This is a genomic window from Mesorhizobium sp. UC74_2, from assembly GCF_042701485.1.
Taxonomy (GTDB): Bacteria; Pseudomonadota; Alphaproteobacteria; order Rhizobiales; family Rhizobiaceae; genus Mesorhizobium.
In genome coordinates this window covers 51,170-67,508 of record NZ_CP170562.1, presented here as the reverse complement: position 1 = coordinate 67,508, position 16,339 = coordinate 51,170, and the positions used below count along the sequence as shown (strand labels likewise).

Sequence of the window (16,339 nt, the reverse complement as noted above, 5' to 3'; positions counted from 1 at the left end):
AGGACGGAGCGGGGACTAGCCCTGTCCCCACGGCCCATGGAACGCGCCGGCCTCGTCGATGCGCTCGAAACCATGCGCGCCAAAGAAATCGCGTTGCGCCTGGATGAGATTGGAAGTTCCACGGCCCTGGCGATAACTGTCGAAATAGGCGAGCGCCGACGACAGCGCAGGCACCGGCGCGCCAGCTTCCGTGGCCAGCGCAACGACGCGCCGCAACGCCGGATGTGCTTCTTGCATCAGCTTCACGAAATCGGGCGCCATCAAGAGATTGGTCGAGGCGGCACCGGACCCAAAGGCTTCGGCCATGGTGTCCAGCATCTGTGAACGGATGATACAGCCGGCGCGCCAGATCTTTGCGATCGTCGGCATCGGCAGGTTCCAGCCGAATTCCTTCGAAGCGCCGGCCATCACGGCAAAGCCTTGCGCATAGGCGGCGATCTTGCCGGCAAACAGCGCCAGCTCCAGCTGCTTGAGCAGCGTTTCCCGCGGTGCCGTGATCTGCGCCACCCCGCCGCCGTAGATTTTCTCCGCCGCCAGCCGTTCATCCCTCAGCGACGACAACACGCGCGCCGCCACCGCCGCCTCGATGGCGGTTGCGGGAATGCCGAGTTGCTGCGCTTCGATCGCCGACCACTTTCCGGTGCCCTTCTGCCCGGCGCGATCGAGGATGATGTCGACCACCGGCTGGCCGGTCCTGGCATCGTCGGCCTTCAGCACCTCGGCGGTGATTTCGATCAGGTACGAATTCAGCCGGCCCTTGTTCCATTCAGCGAAGACCGCGCCGATCTCCTTTGGCGCCATGCCGAGTCCGTCACGCAGGATACCGTAGATTTCGGCGATCATCTGCATGTCGGCATATTCGATACCGTTGTGGATCGTCTTGACGAAATGGCCTGCCCCGTCCGGACCGAGCCACGCCGCGCAGGGTTCACCCTTGAACTTGGCGGAAATGGCGGTGAGCACGCTTTCGACACGGTGCCAGGATTCCTCCTTGCCACCGACCATGATCGACGGACCGTGCCGAGCGCCTTCTTCGCCGCCCGAAACGCCCATGCCGATGAAGGTCAGGCCCGAGCCTTCCAGTTCCTTGAAGCGCCGCATCGTATCGCGGAAATTGGCGTTGCCGGCATCGATGATGATGTCGTTGGCCGCCAGTTCGCCGCGCAGCGCTGCGATCTGTTCATCCACGGGGCCGCCGGCCAGCACCATGATGATGATCGGCCGCGGCGGGCGGATGGCGGCGGCGAGATCGGCAAGGCTCTCGCAAGGCACGACACGGCCAGCGAGGTCGCCCGCCTTGGCAACGAAATCGTCGGTTCGCGACGGCGTACGGTTGTAGACCGCGATGCGATGCCCTTTCTCGGCAATGTTGAGGGCGAGGTTGGAGCCCATCGTACCGAGGCCGATCAGGCCGATTTCGGCTTTTTCCATGCTGTCGTTCCTGTCTGCGAATAGCGGCTGTCGCCGCAAAGGTGGCATGATTGGCCTCAGGCACCCACTTCGTCAACAAGCGGCAGTTGTCCATTCATCGGAAATTTCAATCGATTAGGCCATGATGACGTCAAGGGCGGATGTCGATGGGGCCCTCCAGCTTCACCATTTCGAAATCCGAAACCAGGATGTCGAGCCGCACCGTCGAGCGCCCGGGAAACGGGATGACGAGACCGTCGACCCGCCAGGTGCCGTCACCGGGTTTTGTCGCGATGCGTTTCAACGGCTCGATCCCTGCTTCAGGCCTCGAGAGCACCAAAGTCACCTCCTTGGGGTCAAGCGGCCCGAAGTCACCGGTCATCAGCATGATACTGACGGATACGAGTCCGGCTTTGCCGGGAGTCACCGTGAGATCGGCCATCGCCTGAAGCGTCATCATATGTGTCGACACAGGCTCGGCCGCTGCGATCGCCAGCGCGCGCGGCGGCGGCGTGAAACGCCAGCCGGCGGCAATGCCGAAGATCGCCAGGACGATAAGGGTTTCGACCGCAATGGAGCGGACCAGACGATGACGTGCAGCGGACTGCCCTGCTTCGGCCGGGCGTGTCAGCGCCCAGCGATTGGTGGCGGCGAGCGCGAACAGACCGACCACGAGCGCGAGCTTTGCCAGCAGGAGGCGACCGTAGTCGGTGTCGACCAGCGCCGAAACAGTCTCCACCTGGATCACCGCAAGCACGATGCCGGCAACCACGAGAGCAGTGACCACCGGCAAGATGGCCAACGAGAAGCGGCGCAGGAACATGTCGGCGCCCGGCGTCTGGCGCTTCAGTGCCACGGCGAGCGGCGTCAGCGCACCTGCCCAGAAGGCGATACCCACACCATGGACGAAAACCATGGGACGTGTCAGCCACTGCGGCACCGCCGCACTGGCATGGCCGCTCGCGGCGAGCGCCACGCCGACCGCTATCAGGGCGGTGGCAGCGAAGGGCCTGGTGTCGGCACGCGGCAGCACGAGCGCCAGAAGGCCCAGCCCCAGCGCGATGACGGCAATCAGTGCGGTCCAGACAAAGCTGGTGGCAAACGCTGTCTTCCAGACAATGGCCTGCACGAACTGTTCGAAGGGCGCGCCCAGCGCATCGAGGCCTTGCAGACCAAGCGATACGGGGGCGGCCATCAATCCGGCCAGGAGCATCGCTGCCACGAAACGCTCGCCGCCGCGCGCCTCGCCCGCCAGCCAGGCGAGCGCGAACACTCCGCCGACCCCGAAGAACAGGCCGAGATAGAGTATGATCTTTGCCACCCAGATCGCGCGATGCAGCCAGGGATCGATGGCATCGCCCGCGGCGGGTGCGGCACTGACGGAACCTACGGAAAACAGCAGCGAACCGCCAACCGGATGCCCGTCCGCAGAAATCACGCGCCAGCTCAGCACATGCGTACCGTTGCCGAGCGGTTGCGGATTGTCGATGTCGAGCGTCTGTCCGTCGCTGCGAAACGACGTCAGCCGTTCCGGCGTACCATCCGGCCGCACGAGGGTAAGCACCAGCGGCGAAACCGGTTCGCTGAAAGCAAACGAAAACCGGTTCGGACTTTGCTGCAGCATCGCTCCATCGGCCGGCTCGGTCTTGACCAGGCTGGCATGCGCGGAAGCTGGCCCTGCTCCAAACACGGCAAGCAGCGCAAACAGGACGGCAATCGCGACAGCCAGACGGCGAATGCCTGCTTGTGAGGTGTCTAAAGCGAAGTATCGCATGATCGCTCAACCGGGGAGAGCGGCGCGCCATTGCAGGCGCGCCGCGGACGACTACTTCTTGGGCAGGAGTTTCAGACCTGGCGCCGGATGCTCGAGCGCGTCCTCGTCCTGACCGGCGGCCGGAATTTCGATCCATCGGGCTGTGCCGCCACCTTCGCATTCCTGCACGACAGGAAAGCGCAATGTCTCGCCGGCGGGCAGATCGCCGGTCAAGCGCGCCCGCAGAACGAACTCGTCATAGAATTCGTCCGGCAGGTTGCCGCCATTCCAGCTGACCTCGGTCACGCCTTCGCTGACCGTCTCACCCCACAGGGAATAGGCCTTGGCATATTTGCCCTTCGCCGTCTCCAGCTTCCAGCCAGCCTTCGGCATCGGTTTCACGTCGATGACACCTTCCGGAATCTTGACGCGCACAGCGGTAGTTGCCTTGCCGTCGCAGCCATGCGGAACGCGGAAAATCGCCTTGTAGGTGGAATCGACGGGTGCTTCCTGGGTCTCCAGAGAGACATGGGCAAAGGCCGCCCCTGCGCCCGCGCCTATGAAAAGGCCGGCAACGATCATGGTTCTGAACATTGGAATTCCTCTGAAATCGTCTCGTGATGAAAATCAGTTCGCGTGATCGCCATGCGCCTTGGGCGCTGCGCCACCCACGGCCTCGACATCGAATTCCACCGTGACAGGACCAGCCTTTTCAAAGGTCAGCGTCGCAGCGAACTTCTCGCCCTGCTTCGGCTGGCGATTGAGGCCGATGAACATCAGATGGTAACCACCCGGCGCGAGCTCCGCCTTGCCGTTGGCCGGGACTTCCAGGCCGCCGTCAACCTTGCGCATGGTCATCACGCCGTCCTTGACCGCCATCTCGTGCACCTCGGCTTTCTGCGAGACATCCGAAGCGATCGAGACGAGGCGATCCGCCTCTCCGCCACTGTTCTTGATGGTGAGGTAGCCGCCGGCAACCTTGGCGCCGGGCGGCGTCGCCCGTGACCAGGGATGATCGATCTCAAGGCTGCCGACCTTGAATTCGTGCGCAAACGCGGCCGGCATGCCGGCAAGCAAAACCGCCAGGGCAGCCGACACAAGGCCAAGCCGGGCAGGAATCAAGTTTCTCAGGGAAAATGCAGACGAACGAGTGCTGTTGAAAACAGGCATGGGGTTGCTCCATGGCAGACGCGCCGTTGCCGGACACGCAAGTAAAAAAACAAGAGAGGAATCGTGGCGCGGCCAAAGGCCTGGCGCAACGAACAAAGATCAGGCCGACGCCGGCGGCGCACGCGGATTGCCCGGCGACCAGTCATGGCTGAAACCGATGACATTGTTGGCTGGGAACGCGACGCGGAGGCTGGCGACAAAGGCCAGGCCATCCAGCAGGGGAGAGGCTTCCGGCGGGGCGCCGAAGGCCGACGCGTACATATTGCAGCCCAGTACGCAGCACGATTGCTGGTGCTGTTGCGGCTGCTCGCCCGGCGGCAGCTGCGCGGCGCCGTCATGTGTACAGATGACGTTGCCGAAGGCGTCGAGTTGCGCGGGATCGGGACCAGCGCCGGCAGCGAAGGCACCAAGCACGGATTGCAGGACGAGCAGCCACGCAACGGCAAGGGCCGTCGGCATGCTCCATCTCCTGCGCCCGGCGATCACGGCGTCACTCCCTTGCAATCGACAAAGACCTATCACGAGCCTGAAGACCGGCAAACCGCCAAATCAGCGCTGCGGCAACAAGCCCGACATGTCAGAGCGTCCTGGTCCGTTTCGCCGGAACGGTGTGCCTGCCTTCGGGCGTCGAATCGAGCAAGGTCTGCCGGGCCGAGGTCAGATGCCTGCGGCAGGCGTCTTCCACCTTGGCCGCATCGCGCGTCTTGAGTGCCGCGATATAGGCAAGATGTTCGGCCACTGCCGTTTCATTGCGGCTACGTTGGCCCGCCTTGTTCCACTGGTAGTGATAGTGGAAGATCATGGAGATGACATCGTAGAAATCGACGATGAAGCGGTTGTGCGAGGCGCTGTGGATCAGCCGATGGAAGCGCTCGTCCAGTTCCGAGAATTCGGGATAGCGATTGGCGATATCGCGCGCCAAAGCACGATGTTCGGCCTCCAGGCGGTCGAGATCGGCCCAGACCGGATTGTCACTCGGCAAGGCGACAAAGGCCGCTGCCGAGCGCAGTTCGAACATCTCCCGGATATCAGCCAGTTCCAGCGCAAAGGCACGGGTGAAACCTTTGAGAACCCAATGGCTGTTGCGGCGCTTTTCGATCAGGCCGAAGCGACTGAAGCGGATGAGGAACTCGCGCACGCTGGTGGTGCCGACGCCGATGTCGCGTGCCAGTTCCAGTTCGTTGATCTGCATGCCGGCTTCAGCTCCTTCGGCCAACAGCCGCCGCATGAAGGAGCGTTCGATGATCTGTGACAGCGAGTCGGTCTCTTCCTCCGGGAAGAAATCCTCTTCCGTCGGCGCACGCAGCACCGTCTTCTCGCGCTTGTCCCAGGTGATCAGCCCGTTGTCAGCCATCCGGGCCAGAATGCCGCGCACTGTGGTGCGGCTCACGCCCAATGTCGCTCCCAGTTCGGGCTCGGAAGGCAGGTTGCTGTTTTCCTCCAGCAGCCGCAGGCAGCGATTGTAGGCATCCTTGTAGACGTTGTTGTTCTTCGACATCCTGTTCTCTTGGCCCGCGCACCGTTCCCGGAGAGCGCTCTAAACGAAAATGCCAATTGACGCCCAAATGTTTTTTTACGATAAAAGACATTAACTGCAGGATTGCCGATGTCAATCCGACATTCACCCAGGATAATCCCAGGAACCATCGTCGTGACCGCCGCCAATTCGATCGTGCTTTCGCCCTCCGACAATGTCGTTGTCGCCAATGGCCGACTTGAGAAAGGCACGACATTGCCGGGTGGAGCGACAACAGCCGATGCGATCGAATCCGGCCACAAGGTAGCGATCAGGTCGATCCCGGCCGGCTCGGCGGTCGTGAAATACGCACAGGCGATCGGCCGGGCCACGCAGGATATTGCTGCGGGCGAGCATGTTCATTCGCACAATCTGGTCTTCGAATCCGGACGCATGCCGGTGGTGCCGCCATCGGCCCCCCTGGAAGCCTCCGAGACCGACAAGGTCCGCACTTTCATGGGTTATCGCCGTGCTGACGGACGCGCCGGTACCCGCAATTTTGTCGGCATCGTCGCCAGTGTGAACTGTTCGGCCACCGTCTGCCACGCCATAGCCGACGAAGCCAACCGCCGCCTGCTGCCGCTCTATCCGGGCATCGATGGTTTCGTGCCGATCGTACACGGACAGGGCTGCGGCATGAGTGCCACCGGCGACGGCATGATGGTTCTGCACCGCACGCTGGCCGGCTACGCGCGCCATCCCAATTTCGGCGGCGTGCTGATGGTGGGGCTGGGATGCGAGGTCAACCAGCTCACCCTCTATGGCCAGAAGGGCGTCGCTGCCGGCAAGCGGCATTTCAATATCCAGGACGCAGGGGGCTCGCGCAGATCGGTCGAGATGGCGATGGGCGTGCTGGCCGAAATCGCCGAGGAAGTCGGCTGGCTGGAGCGTGAACCTATCCCGGTCTCGGAGATCGTGGTTGGCCTGCAGTGCGGAGGTTCAGACGGAATGTCCGGTATCACCGCCAACCCGGCCCTCGGCGCGGCAGTCGATCTGCTCGCCGGCGTCGGCGGCATCGGCATCCTTTCGGAGACCACCGAAATCTATGGTGCCGAACACCTGCTCGCCTATCGCGCCGCCACGCCGGAGATCGCCGACAAACTCGATCGCCTGATCAAATGGTGGGAGAACCATACCGCCATGCACGGCGCGTCCATCGACAACAACCCCTCGCCCGGCAACAAACGCGGCGGGCTGACCACCATTCTCGAAAAATCGCTCGGTGCCGTCGCCAAGGGTGGCCAGACGCCACTGAACGGGGTCTTCGCCTATGCCGAGAAGGTGACCGGCCGTGGCCTCGTCTTCATGGACACGCCCGGCTACGATCCCGTCTCCGCCACCGGCCAGGTGGCAGGTGGCGCCAACGTCATCGTCTTCACAACCGGGCGCGGCTCCTGCTTCGGCAGCCACCCGACCCCGTCGATCAAGGTGGCCACCAACACCACGCTCTTTGAAGCCATGGAAGAGGACATGGACGTCAACTGCGGGGTCATCGCCTCCGGCGACAGGACAATCACGGAGATGGGGCGCGACATCTTCGAACTGATCATCGAGACCGCATCGGGCAAGAAGACCAAGAGCGAGTTGTTCGGCTACGGCGACAACGAGTTCGTGCCTTGGCATCTCGGCGCAACGCTGTAGCTTTGGCCGGAGCGTTTCCGCAAATTGGGAGTGTATGCATGAAGACGCGCCGCATCGGCAAAACCGCGCTCGATGTCCCCGAGATCAGTTTCGGCGGCGCTTCGCTGGGCAATCTCTACCAGGCGGTGCCGAACAAAGACGCCGAGGCGGTTCTTGATGCGGCCTGGAATTCCGGCATCCGCTATTTCGACACGGCGCCCCACTATGGTTTTCGGCCTCTCCGAACGCCGCTTCGGTGATTTCCTGCGCGACAAGCCGCGCGACAGCTATGCGCTTTCCACCAAGGTCGGCCGTCTCTTGAAGCCCGCGCCGGAACACGAAGTTCCCAATCTCGGTTTCTTCAACCCGCTGCCGTTCAAGCTGGAATATGACTACAGCTATGACGGCATCATGCGCTCGGTCGAGTTCAGCTATGCGCGCCTCGGCCTCAACCGCATCGACATCCTCTATGTGCACGACATCGGCGTCTACACGCACGGCGTCGAGCTTACCAAGGTGCATCTCGGCCAGTTGCTGGGCGGCGGCATCAAGGCACTGGAGGAGTTGAAGTCCGGTGGCGTCATTTCCGCCTACGGCCTCGGCGTCAACGAGGTGGAGATCTGCGTGGAGGTGATGCGCCGCGCCCCGCTGGACTGTATCCTGCTCGCCGGCCGCTATTCGCTGCTTGACCGCTCCGCCGAGGCGGAATTGCTGCCGCTCTGCCATCAAAGCGGCACCACGCTGGTCATCGGCGGCGTCTTCAACTCCGGCATTCTGGCGACAGGCGCAAAGCCCGGCTCGCATTTCGACTATGGCCCGGCCTCGCCCGAGATCCTGTCCAAGGTTTCGGCCATGGAAACGATCGCCGAAGCGGCCGGATATCCGCTGGCAGCGGCTGCGCTGCAATTCCCGCTGCATGAGAAAGCGGTTTCGACAGTGCTGATCGGCACTGCCAAGGCCTCCAGCCTGACGCGCAACGTCGACCTGCTCAAGATCGAGGTTCCCGCACAGGACTTCGAGAAGTACCGCCCCTATACGACCGTGCAGCCGCGATTGACCGGAGCCGTGCGCGAATGAACCCGCTCGCGCGTCGCGACCAGACAATTGCAGACAAACCTGGAGCAATTCCGGGAAAAGTGCGGAACGGTTTTCGATCCGGAATTGCATAAGAACCAAGAGTTAGAGTGTTTCCGCGTTTCCGAAAAAACCGGAAACGCTCTCAGAAGGACATCGCCTGATGCTGCGCGGCATTCATCCTCTTCTCGGCCCCGACCTTCTGCATGCACTGCGCAGCATGGGCCATGGCGACGAGATCGTCATCGCAGACGGTAATTTTCCGGCAAGTACGCAGGGGCCCAAGGTCGTGCGCGCCGATGGGCTGGGCGGCGAGGCATTGCTCGAAGCGATCCTCACCCATATGCCGCTCGATACCTATGCGCCTGCCGCGGCCTTCCGCATGGCGGTCGTCGAAAACCCGGACCGCCTCCCCGAAATCTGCCGCTCCTACCAGTCGATCGTCGATCGACTGGCCGGCCCCTTTGTGATCGCTCCTCTGGAACGGTTCGCCTTCTATGAACGCGCGGCCAAGGCCGCCTACATCGTCGCTTCCGGCGAGCGCGCCGCCTATGCCAACATCCTGCTCAAGAAAGGCGTGGTCCGCTCGGAGCAGGATTGACCACGGAAGATACGTGATGACGCAATATGGAATGATTATTCCGCATTGACCTTATTTTGGAATTGATGCTTCATGTCAGAAAAGGGGTAATAGGGTCGTGAGGACCGCAGGGGAGTGTCACACTTGCAAGCCCTGCCGCGATCCACTAAAAATCGAAATGCTGTTTTTTATCAATAAAGTCCTGATTGGACTTCGCCTATCCAGAAGGGACTTCGCGTAATCGACCGGGCGACTTTGGGAGGAAGCCTATGAAATTCGTGAAAAGCATGCTCAGCCGCCGCACTTTCGTGGCGCTCGCCGCAGCCTCGATGCTGGCCGGTGCATTTCAGACGGGGCCGGCCGTTGCTGCCGACACCACCATTCCGATCATCGTGAAGGACACCACCTCCTTCTACTGGCAGATCGTTCTCGCCGGCGCCCGCAAGGCCGGCAAGGACCTCGGCGTCAACGTGCCGGAACTCGGCGCGCAGGCAGAGACCGACGTGAATGGCCAGATCTCGATTCTGGAAAACGCGGTGGCCGGCAATCCGGCCGCTGTCGTGATCGCGCCGACCGAAGCCAAGGCTCTCGGTAAACCGATCGACGAAGCCGCCAAGAAAGTGAAGATCATCGGCATCGACTCTTCGGCCGATTCCAAGGCCTTCACGTCCTTCCTGACCACCGACAACAAGGTCGGCGGCCAGGTTGCGGCCGATGGTCTGGCCGCCGCGATCGGCGCCGCCAATGGCGGCAAGGTCGAAGGCAAGGTAGCGATCATCACCGCGCTTCCAGGCGCCGGCTCGCTTGAACAGCGGCGCGAGGGCTTCCTCGAACAGGTCAAGGCCAAATATCCGGGCCTGACGGTGGTCGCCGACAAGTATGCCGATGGTCAGGCGACAACTGGTCTCAACATCGCAACCGACCTGATCACCGCCAATCCGGACCTGAAAGGCATCTTCGCCTCCAACCTGATCATGGCGCAGGGCGTCGGCCAGGCGATTGCCGAAAACAACCTTTCCGGCAAGGTCGGGCTGATCGGTTTCGACAGTGACGAGAAACTCATCAAGTTCCTCAATGACGGGGTCATTTCCGGCCTCGTCGTACAGGATCCGTATCGCATGGGTTACGACGGCATCAAGACCGCGCTGGCCGCCTCGAAGGGTGAGAAGGTCGAGACTTTCGTCGACACCGGCGCCAACCTCGTCACCAAGGCGAACATGAAGGAGCCGAAGATCGACGCGCTCCTCAATCCGAAACTCAACTGAGCACAGCTGAGGGAGTGTCTCCGGGGCCGTCTCGGCCCTGGAGAATTCGCCGGGATCGAGGCCTGCCGTACCCCGGCAACGAAACGGTACCGCTCTTGCGAGAGTTTTTCGGGAAGTCCGGCCGCAGAGACGCCTGTCCGGCTCGGAGCTCATGCGCTAGGCTGCACAAGCTGTCCTAAAGCGTGCCAATCGGGAGGATTGTCATGACATCAGCGGCATTGCATCAGCACCCCGCCCCGGAACTGGAACCCGGCAAGGTGATCCTGGAGCTGCGCGGCCTGGAGAAGAAATACCCGGGCACCCACGCGCTGAAGCCCGTGAATCTTGCGTTCAGGGCGGGCGAAATCCACGCGATCGTCGGTGAGAACGGCGCCGGCAAATCCACGCTCATCAAGCTGTTGACCGGGGTGATGCCGCGCACCTCCGGCGACGTGATCTGGGAAGGCAATTCGGTCGCGCTTGCCACCCCGCATGAAGCGATGGCGCTCGGCATCAATGCCGTCCACCAGGAAGTGGTGTTGTGCCGACACCTTACCGTAGCCGCCAACATGTTCCTCGGCGAAGAAAACGTCCGCTACGGTCTCCTGCAGCAGCGCGCCATGGTGCGTGACGCGCAGAAGATCATCAACGATCTCGGCTTCAACCTGCCCGCCCATGCTATGCTGGGCGACCTTACCATCGGCCAGCAGCAGCTGATCGCGGCAGCCCGCGCCACCGTTCGCGGCACCAAATTCCTGATCTTCGACGAGCCGACCGCCTACCTCACCCGCAAGGAAGCCGACCAGCTGTTCGCGCTGATCCGCCGCCTCAAGGCCGAGGGCGTAACCATCATCTACATCAGCCATCGCATGGAAGAGGTGTTCGAACTGGCCGACCGTGTCTCGGTTTTGCGCGACGGCACCTATGTCGGCACGCGCAAAATCAAGGAGACCGACGAAGCCGAACTGGTGCGACTGATGATCAATCGCTCGATCGAACAGATCTACCACAAGGACACGTTCCCGATCGGCAAGACGATCCTGGAAGCCAGGCGGCTTTCCGGCAAGGGTTTCGAGAATGTCTCGATGACCGTGCACGAAGGCGAGATCGTTGGCCTCTACGGCCTGATAGGTGCCGGCCGCAGTGAATTCGTCACCACCCTCTATGGTCGCCACGCCAGATCCTCCGGCACGGTGTTGTGGGATGGCAAGGAAGTGCATATCCGTTCCGAGCATGACGCGATCAAGCTCGGCATGGCGCTGGCCCCTGAAAGCCGGCGCGATCAGGGCCTTTGCCTCAACCTGCCGGTGGGTCTGAACCTCAACCTGCCGATCTACAAGCGCATCAGCAGAAGCGCTCTGATCTCTGGCAGCGAAGAGACAAAACATGCCGAGCAGCAGATCGCCGGCCTGCGCATCAAGACCGCCGGACGACAAGCGCTGGCCTCCAGCCTCTCCGGCGGCAACCAGCAGAAGATCGTCATCGGCAAGTGGCTGAACCATGGCGCCAAGCTGTTCATCTTCGACGAGCCGACGGTGGGCGTCGACGTCGGCACCAAGGCCGAAATCTATCGCCTGTTCTCGACGCTCTTGTCGCAAGGCGCCGGCATCATCCTGATCTCGTCCTATCTGCCGGAAGTCTATGAACTGGCCGATACGCTGCATGTTTTCCGGCGCGGCAAGCTGGTCGCCACGCATGGCTTCCATACCGCCAGCCACGAAGACATCCTGACCCAGGCACTGGCCGAGAAGCAGGAGAAAACGGGAGGACAACCATGAGCACCGAGGCGATCCCCGCGGAAAAACCGAAGCGCAATTACAATGCGCTGTTCGGGCTGACGCTGCTGGCGCTGCTGGTGCTGTTGTGGGTCCTGCTCTCCTTCTCGACCTCCAGCTTCGCCACAGCCAACAACATCTCCAACCTGCTGCGCCAGGGCTCGATGATCGCCATTCTGGCGGTCGGCCAGACATTCGTCATCATCACCGGCGGCATCGACCTTTCCGTCGGCGCGGTTGTCGGCTTTGCGACCGTGACGACGGCGATGCTGATCAATTCCGGCCTGCCGGTTTTTGTCGCTATCCTGATCACTCTGCTGATCGGCGTCGCCATCGGCCTCTTTCACGGCTTCGGCATCGTCAAGATGGGGCTGCCGCCCTTCATCATTACACTGGCCACATTGACCTCGCTGCGCGGCATCGGCCTTTTGATGACCAACGGCAACTCGATTTCCATCAACAACGACGCCTTCCAGGAATTCTCGCGCGGCTCCTTCGTCGGCGTTCCCAACCTGTTCTGGATGGTCATCCTTGTCGGCGTGCCCGCCTACGTCTTCCTGCACCACACACGCTGGGGCCGTTATCTGTTCTCGGTCGGCTCCAATGCCGAGGCAGCGCGCCTCTCCGGCGTCAACGTCCAGCGCACGATCTACATGGCCTATACGTTGTCAGGCCTGTGCGCCGCCTTTGTCGGCGTCCTGCTCGCCTCCCGCATCGGCATCGGCAATCCGACCCAGGCCGAAGGCTGGGAACTGCAGGCGATCGCCTCCTCGGTCATCGGCGGCACGTCGCTGTTCGGCGCCGTCGGTTCGGTGCACGGACCCTTGCTCGGTGCCTTCATCCTGGCCACCATCAACAACGGTGCCAACCTGCTCAACGTCAACGCCTTCTGGCAGCGGGTCATCACCGGCGTGCTGATTATCGTCATCGTCTATTTCGACGGGCTACGCCGGCGCGGCAGCAAATAACGAAAGGTCGATAGAGCAGATCCTGCTCTGTCGACTGCCTTCCACCTGGGACGGCTCAGGTCTTGAGCAAGGCCTCGACCGCAGCGGCAATCGCCAGCAAGCGGCGGTCATCTCCGTGGCGGCCGACAAGCATCAGGCCGGATGGCAAAACGGTGCCCGGCATCGGCAACGAGATCGCGCACTGATCGAAATAGTTGAACACCTCGGTATTGCGCAGCAGCAAGCCTTCCATGCGATCCTCGAATTTCGGATCGGCCATCACCGCTTCAGTAAACGGGGCCATGATCGGCACTGTCGGCAGCGCCAGGACATCGAAATCGACCAACCTGCGGTCCATCTCGACAATGTGCTCGGCGCGACTGCGCATGGTGCGGATGTAGATCGGCACGGGCGCCTTGGCATAACGGGCCAACGGCACGCTGACATGTAGATCGACCGGTACGTCTGTACCGGCTTCCAACCAGTCGGCATGGATGGCTGCACCTTCCATGCCCGCGATCGAACCATATTGCGTGGCCTCATTCATCGCGTCGACCAGGTCATCTATGGCAAGGTCGAAAAGGCGAGCGCCCGACCGCTCCAGTCTGCGGATCGCATCCTCGAAGGCGCGCGCAATAGGCGCTTCGGTATCGCTGAACAGGTAGCCGCGTGGAATACCGACGCGCAGGCCATCTAGCCTTGCTGGCAGTAGCGGCAGAGGCTCTTCGCCGGCCATGACGGCATCGGTCGCAGCACATTCAGCAACGGTACGCGCCAGAGGCCCGAGCGAATCCAATGCGAAGGACAGTGGGAAGGCGCCGTCCAAGGGTACACGGCGCGCCGTCGGCTTGAAGCCGACAACGCCGTTCAGCGCCGCCGGGATGCGGATCGATCCGCCCGTGTCCGAACCGATCGAAATGGCACTGGTGCCTTCGGCCACGGACACGCCGGCACCCGAAGAAGACCCTCCCGGCACGCGCCTGGCGTCGGCGCTATTGCCCGGCGTGCCGTAATGCGGGTTGAGGCCGAGCGCAGTGAAGGCGAACTCGGTCATGTTGGTCTTGCCAACGATGACGGCCCCGGCCTGGCGCAGGCGCTGCACCACCGGCGCGTCTTTCTGCGCCGGCGCAGCGGTGCGGCGCAGCAGCGAACCGGCCAGCGTCGGCTCGCCGCCGACATCGAGCAGATCCTTGATCGAAACGATCTCGCCGTCGAGCGGCCCCAGAACGACACCGGCCTTCCGCCGCGCGTCCGCGGCGTCGGCGGCCGCTCGAGCCGCTTCAGGATAGAGCCTGGTGAACACCTTCTCGTCGGCGGCGCGCTGCGCAAGACGCGATAGGACAGCTTCAAGACGATCTCGCGCTGAAGACATTGGCATCTCACCCGGCGTTGATGTTCGGACTCCCCTGCTGTCTCACGCACACAGCCAAACCGCAACGCCTTTGGCCGGTACGGCCGCTGGTCCAGCGGATGGAAATTTCAACGCCAGGGCCTTTTGCGCGAATTCCTTCTCTGGCGAAACGGCGGACAAAGGTCATAATCCGCGTCGTGGAAGCAGGCGCCAAGGCCTGCCCGGAATTGTTGGACCCGGCTTTTGGGTCATTTTGGGGGTCAGTCATGTCGGATTTCAGCCTCACCAGACGCTCGGTGCTTTCTGGCGCCGCATTGTTACTCGCCTCGACCGCCCTCCCCACCATTGGCTGGGCACAGGAACCGCAAAAAGGCGGACGCCTGACGGTCGCGGCCGATTCCGAACCGCGCAACCTGAACCCGGCGATCGTCGCTTCCAACGGCGTCTTCTTCATCTCTTCCAAAATTGTCGAGCCGCTTGCCGAAGCCGACTATGAAGGCAAGGATGGCCTCAGCCCCCGCCTCGCCGTCAGTTGGGAAGGGTCGGAGGACGGCAAATCCGTCACCTTCAAGCTACGCGAAGGCGTGACATGGCATGACGGCAAGCCGTTCACCTCGGCCGATGTCGCCTTTTCGGCATTGCAGATCTGGAAGCCGTTGCAGAACCTCGGTCGCGTCGTCTTCAAGGACCTCGAAGCGGTTGAAACGCCGGACGAGCACACCGCCGTCTTCAAATTCGCCAAGCCGACGCCATTCCAGCTGATCCGCAACGCGCTGCCGGCGCTGACCAGCGTCGTGCCCAAGCACATCTATGAGAGCGGCAAGATCGAGGAAAATCAGGCCAACACCGCGCCGATCGGCACGGGTCCGTTCAAGTTCGCCGAACACAAGGCCGGCCAGTATTACCGGCTGGAAAAGAACACGGCCTACTGGGGCAAGAGCGAGCCCAATCTCGACGAGATTGTCTACCAGGTGCTGCCGGATCGTTCCGCGGCCGCCAATGCGCTGGAAGCAGAAGAGATTCAGCTCGCCGCCTTCTCGGCCGTGCCGCTGGCTGACCTCGACCGCATCTCCAAGGTGCCGGGCCTCAAGGTCGTCACAAAGGGCTATGAGGGCCTCACCTATCAGCTCGTCGTGGAAATCAACCACCGCCGCAAGGAGCTGGCCGACGTGAAGGTGCGGCAGGCGATCGCGCATGCGATCGACAAGGATTTTGTCGTCAAGACGATCTTCCTCGGCTATGCAGAAACCGCCTCCGGACCGGTGCCGAAGAACGACAAGCAGTTCTATACCTCCGACGTGCCGACCTATGCCTTCGACGTCGCCAAGGCCAACGCCCTGCTCGACGAGGCCGGCTACAAGGCCGGTGCCGACGGCAAGCGCTTCAAGCTCAAGCTGCTGCCGGCTCCCTATTTCAACGAAACCAAGCAATTCGGCGACTATCTGCGCCAGGCGCTGGCGGCCATCGGCATCGACGCCGAGCTGGTCAACAACGACTCGGCGGCACACATCAAAGCAGTCTATACCGATCATGCCTTCGACCTCGCGGTCGGCCCGCCAGTTTTCCGCGGCGACCCGGCGATCTCCACCACCATCCTGGCGCAGAGCGGTATTCCCGACGGCGTACCTTTCTCCAACCAGGGCGGCTACAAGAGCGCCGACATCGACGCCATCATCGCCAAAGCTGCCGAGACGCTGGATGCAAAGGCGCGTACCGATCTCTACAAGGAGTTCCAGAAGAAGGTGGTCGAAGACCTGCCCTTCATCAACGTTGCCGACTGGACTTTCATTTCGGTTGCCAGCGACAAGGTGGGCAACATCGCCGACAACCCGCGCTGGGCAGTGTCGAACTGGGCGGACACCTGGCTGGCGAAGTAATCTGGATCGGTGCTTGAGGTCG

General features: G+C 62.3%; 13 protein-coding genes and 1 pseudogene. 7 read left to right on the top strand and 7 right to left on the bottom strand.

Features of this window, described 5'->3' with window-relative positions:
* Nucleotides 1–15: 15 nt before the first annotated feature.
* From gndA to ACFJIU_RS00290, 6 genes are all read right to left on the bottom strand, one after another.
* Nucleotides 16–1,431: an NADP-dependent phosphogluconate dehydrogenase gene (gene gndA, locus ACFJIU_RS00315; RefSeq protein WP_379066500.1), complete on the bottom strand. Its 1,416-nt coding sequence runs from the start codon at nucleotides 1,429–1,431 to the stop codon at nucleotides 16–18.
* Nucleotides 1,432–1,561: 130 nt separating this feature from the next.
* Entirely contained in the window at nucleotides 1,562–3,184 is a 1,623-nt protein-coding gene (locus ACFJIU_RS00310) for a copper resistance CopC/CopD family protein (RefSeq protein ID WP_379066498.1), read from the bottom strand.
* Nucleotides 3,185–3,235: 51 nt separating this feature from the next.
* Complete coding sequence (locus tag ACFJIU_RS00305; protein WP_379066496.1) at nucleotides 3,236–3,757, bottom strand: YcnI family protein; 522 nt, start codon at nucleotides 3,755–3,757, stop codon at nucleotides 3,236–3,238.
* A 33-nt stretch (nucleotides 3,758–3,790) separates the two neighbouring features.
* On the bottom strand, nucleotides 3,791–4,333 hold the full coding sequence (locus ACFJIU_RS00300) for a copper chaperone PCu(A)C (protein ID WP_379066494.1): 543 nt from the start codon (nucleotides 4,331–4,333) through the stop codon (nucleotides 3,791–3,793).
* Nucleotides 4,334–4,432: 99 nt separating this feature from the next.
* A complete protein-coding gene (locus ACFJIU_RS00295; protein ID WP_379066492.1) occupies nucleotides 4,433–4,792 on the bottom strand; it encodes a DUF2946 family protein in 360 nt (119 codons plus the stop codon).
* 118 nt (nucleotides 4,793–4,910) lie between these two features.
* On the bottom strand, nucleotides 4,911–5,831 hold the full coding sequence (locus tag ACFJIU_RS00290; protein WP_379066490.1) for an FCD domain-containing protein: 921 nt from the start codon (nucleotides 5,829–5,831) through the stop codon (nucleotides 4,911–4,913).
* A gap of 153 nt (nucleotides 5,832–5,984) precedes the next feature.
* Between ACFJIU_RS00290 and ACFJIU_RS00285 the strand changes: the two genes are divergently transcribed.
* The 6 genes and pseudogenes from ACFJIU_RS00285 (at nucleotide 5,985) to ACFJIU_RS00260 (ending at nucleotide 13,110) form a co-directional block, all read left to right on the top strand.
* Nucleotides 5,985–7,490 carry a UxaA family hydrolase gene (locus ACFJIU_RS00285; protein WP_379066488.1) on the top strand — a complete coding sequence of 502 codons (1,506 nt, stop codon included), beginning with the start codon at nucleotides 5,985–5,987 and terminating at the stop codon, nucleotides 7,488–7,490.
* Nucleotides 7,491–7,528: 38 nt separating this feature from the next.
* A pseudogene (locus ACFJIU_RS00280) lies at nucleotides 7,529–8,546 on the top strand (aldo/keto reductase).
* A 160-nt stretch (nucleotides 8,547–8,706) separates the two neighbouring features.
* The gene (locus tag ACFJIU_RS00275) at nucleotides 8,707–9,144 is read left to right on the top strand and encodes an RbsD/FucU family protein (RefSeq protein WP_379066486.1); all 438 of its coding nucleotides are present in this window, start codon (nucleotides 8,707–8,709) and stop codon (nucleotides 9,142–9,144) included.
* A 248-nt stretch (nucleotides 9,145–9,392) separates the two neighbouring features.
* Nucleotides 9,393–10,388, top strand: a complete 996-nt coding sequence (locus tag ACFJIU_RS00270; RefSeq protein ID WP_379066484.1) for an ABC transporter substrate-binding protein — start codon at nucleotides 9,393–9,395, stop codon at nucleotides 10,386–10,388.
* A 203-nt stretch (nucleotides 10,389–10,591) separates the two neighbouring features.
* Nucleotides 10,592–12,145 carry a sugar ABC transporter ATP-binding protein gene (locus ACFJIU_RS00265; protein WP_379066482.1) on the top strand — a complete coding sequence of 518 codons (1,554 nt, stop codon included), beginning with the start codon at nucleotides 10,592–10,594 and terminating at the stop codon, nucleotides 12,143–12,145.
* Entirely contained in the window at nucleotides 12,142–13,110 is a 969-nt protein-coding gene (locus ACFJIU_RS00260) for an ABC transporter permease (RefSeq protein WP_379066481.1), read from the top strand. Before ACFJIU_RS00265 ends, ACFJIU_RS00260 begins: the two co-directional genes overlap by 4 nt.
* A 55-nt stretch (nucleotides 13,111–13,165) precedes the next feature.
* Here the strand turns inward: ACFJIU_RS00260 and ACFJIU_RS00255 are convergent, their stop codons facing one another.
* The gene (locus ACFJIU_RS00255) at nucleotides 13,166–14,461 is read right to left on the bottom strand and encodes an amidase (RefSeq protein ID WP_379066479.1); all 1,296 of its coding nucleotides are present in this window, start codon (nucleotides 14,459–14,461) and stop codon (nucleotides 13,166–13,168) included.
* 245 nt (nucleotides 14,462–14,706) lie between these two features.
* Between ACFJIU_RS00255 and ACFJIU_RS00250 the strand changes: the two genes are divergently transcribed.
* On the top strand, nucleotides 14,707–16,317 hold the full coding sequence (locus ACFJIU_RS00250) for an ABC transporter substrate-binding protein (protein ID WP_379066477.1): 1,611 nt from the start codon (nucleotides 14,707–14,709) through the stop codon (nucleotides 16,315–16,317).
* Nucleotides 16,318–16,339: the final 22 nt, after the last annotated feature.

Coding starts and splice junctions, on each gene's coding strand:
- gndA (WP_379066500.1), bottom strand. CDS start 1,431: ATGGAAAAAGCCGAAATCGGCCTGATCGGCCTCGGTACGATGGGCTCC.
- ACFJIU_RS00310 (WP_379066498.1), bottom strand. CDS start 3,184: ATGCGATACTTCGCTTTAGACACCTCACAAGCAGGCATTCGCCGTCTG.
- ACFJIU_RS00305 (WP_379066496.1), bottom strand. CDS start 3,757: ATGTTCAGAACCATGATCGTTGCCGGCCTTTTCATAGGCGCGGGCGCA.
- ACFJIU_RS00300 (WP_379066494.1), bottom strand. CDS start 4,333: ATGCCTGTTTTCAACAGCACTCGTTCGTCTGCATTTTCCCTGAGAAAC.
- ACFJIU_RS00295 (WP_379066492.1), bottom strand. CDS start 4,792: ATGCCGACGGCCCTTGCCGTTGCGTGGCTGCTCGTCCTGCAATCCGTG.
- ACFJIU_RS00290 (WP_379066490.1), bottom strand. CDS start 5,831: ATGTCGAAGAACAACAACGTCTACAAGGATGCCTACAATCGCTGCCTG.
- ACFJIU_RS00275 (WP_379066486.1), top strand. CDS start 8,707: ATGCTGCGCGGCATTCATCCTCTTCTCGGCCCCGACCTTCTGCATGCA.
- ACFJIU_RS00270 (WP_379066484.1), top strand. CDS start 9,393: ATGAAATTCGTGAAAAGCATGCTCAGCCGCCGCACTTTCGTGGCGCTC.
- ACFJIU_RS00265 (WP_379066482.1), top strand. CDS start 10,592: ATGACATCAGCGGCATTGCATCAGCACCCCGCCCCGGAACTGGAACCC.
- ACFJIU_RS00260 (WP_379066481.1), top strand. CDS start 12,142: ATGAGCACCGAGGCGATCCCCGCGGAAAAACCGAAGCGCAATTACAAT.
- ACFJIU_RS00255 (WP_379066479.1), bottom strand. CDS start 14,461: ATGTCTTCAGCGCGAGATCGTCTTGAAGCTGTCCTATCGCGTCTTGCG.
- ACFJIU_RS00250 (WP_379066477.1), top strand. CDS start 14,707: ATGTCGGATTTCAGCCTCACCAGACGCTCGGTGCTTTCTGGCGCCGCA.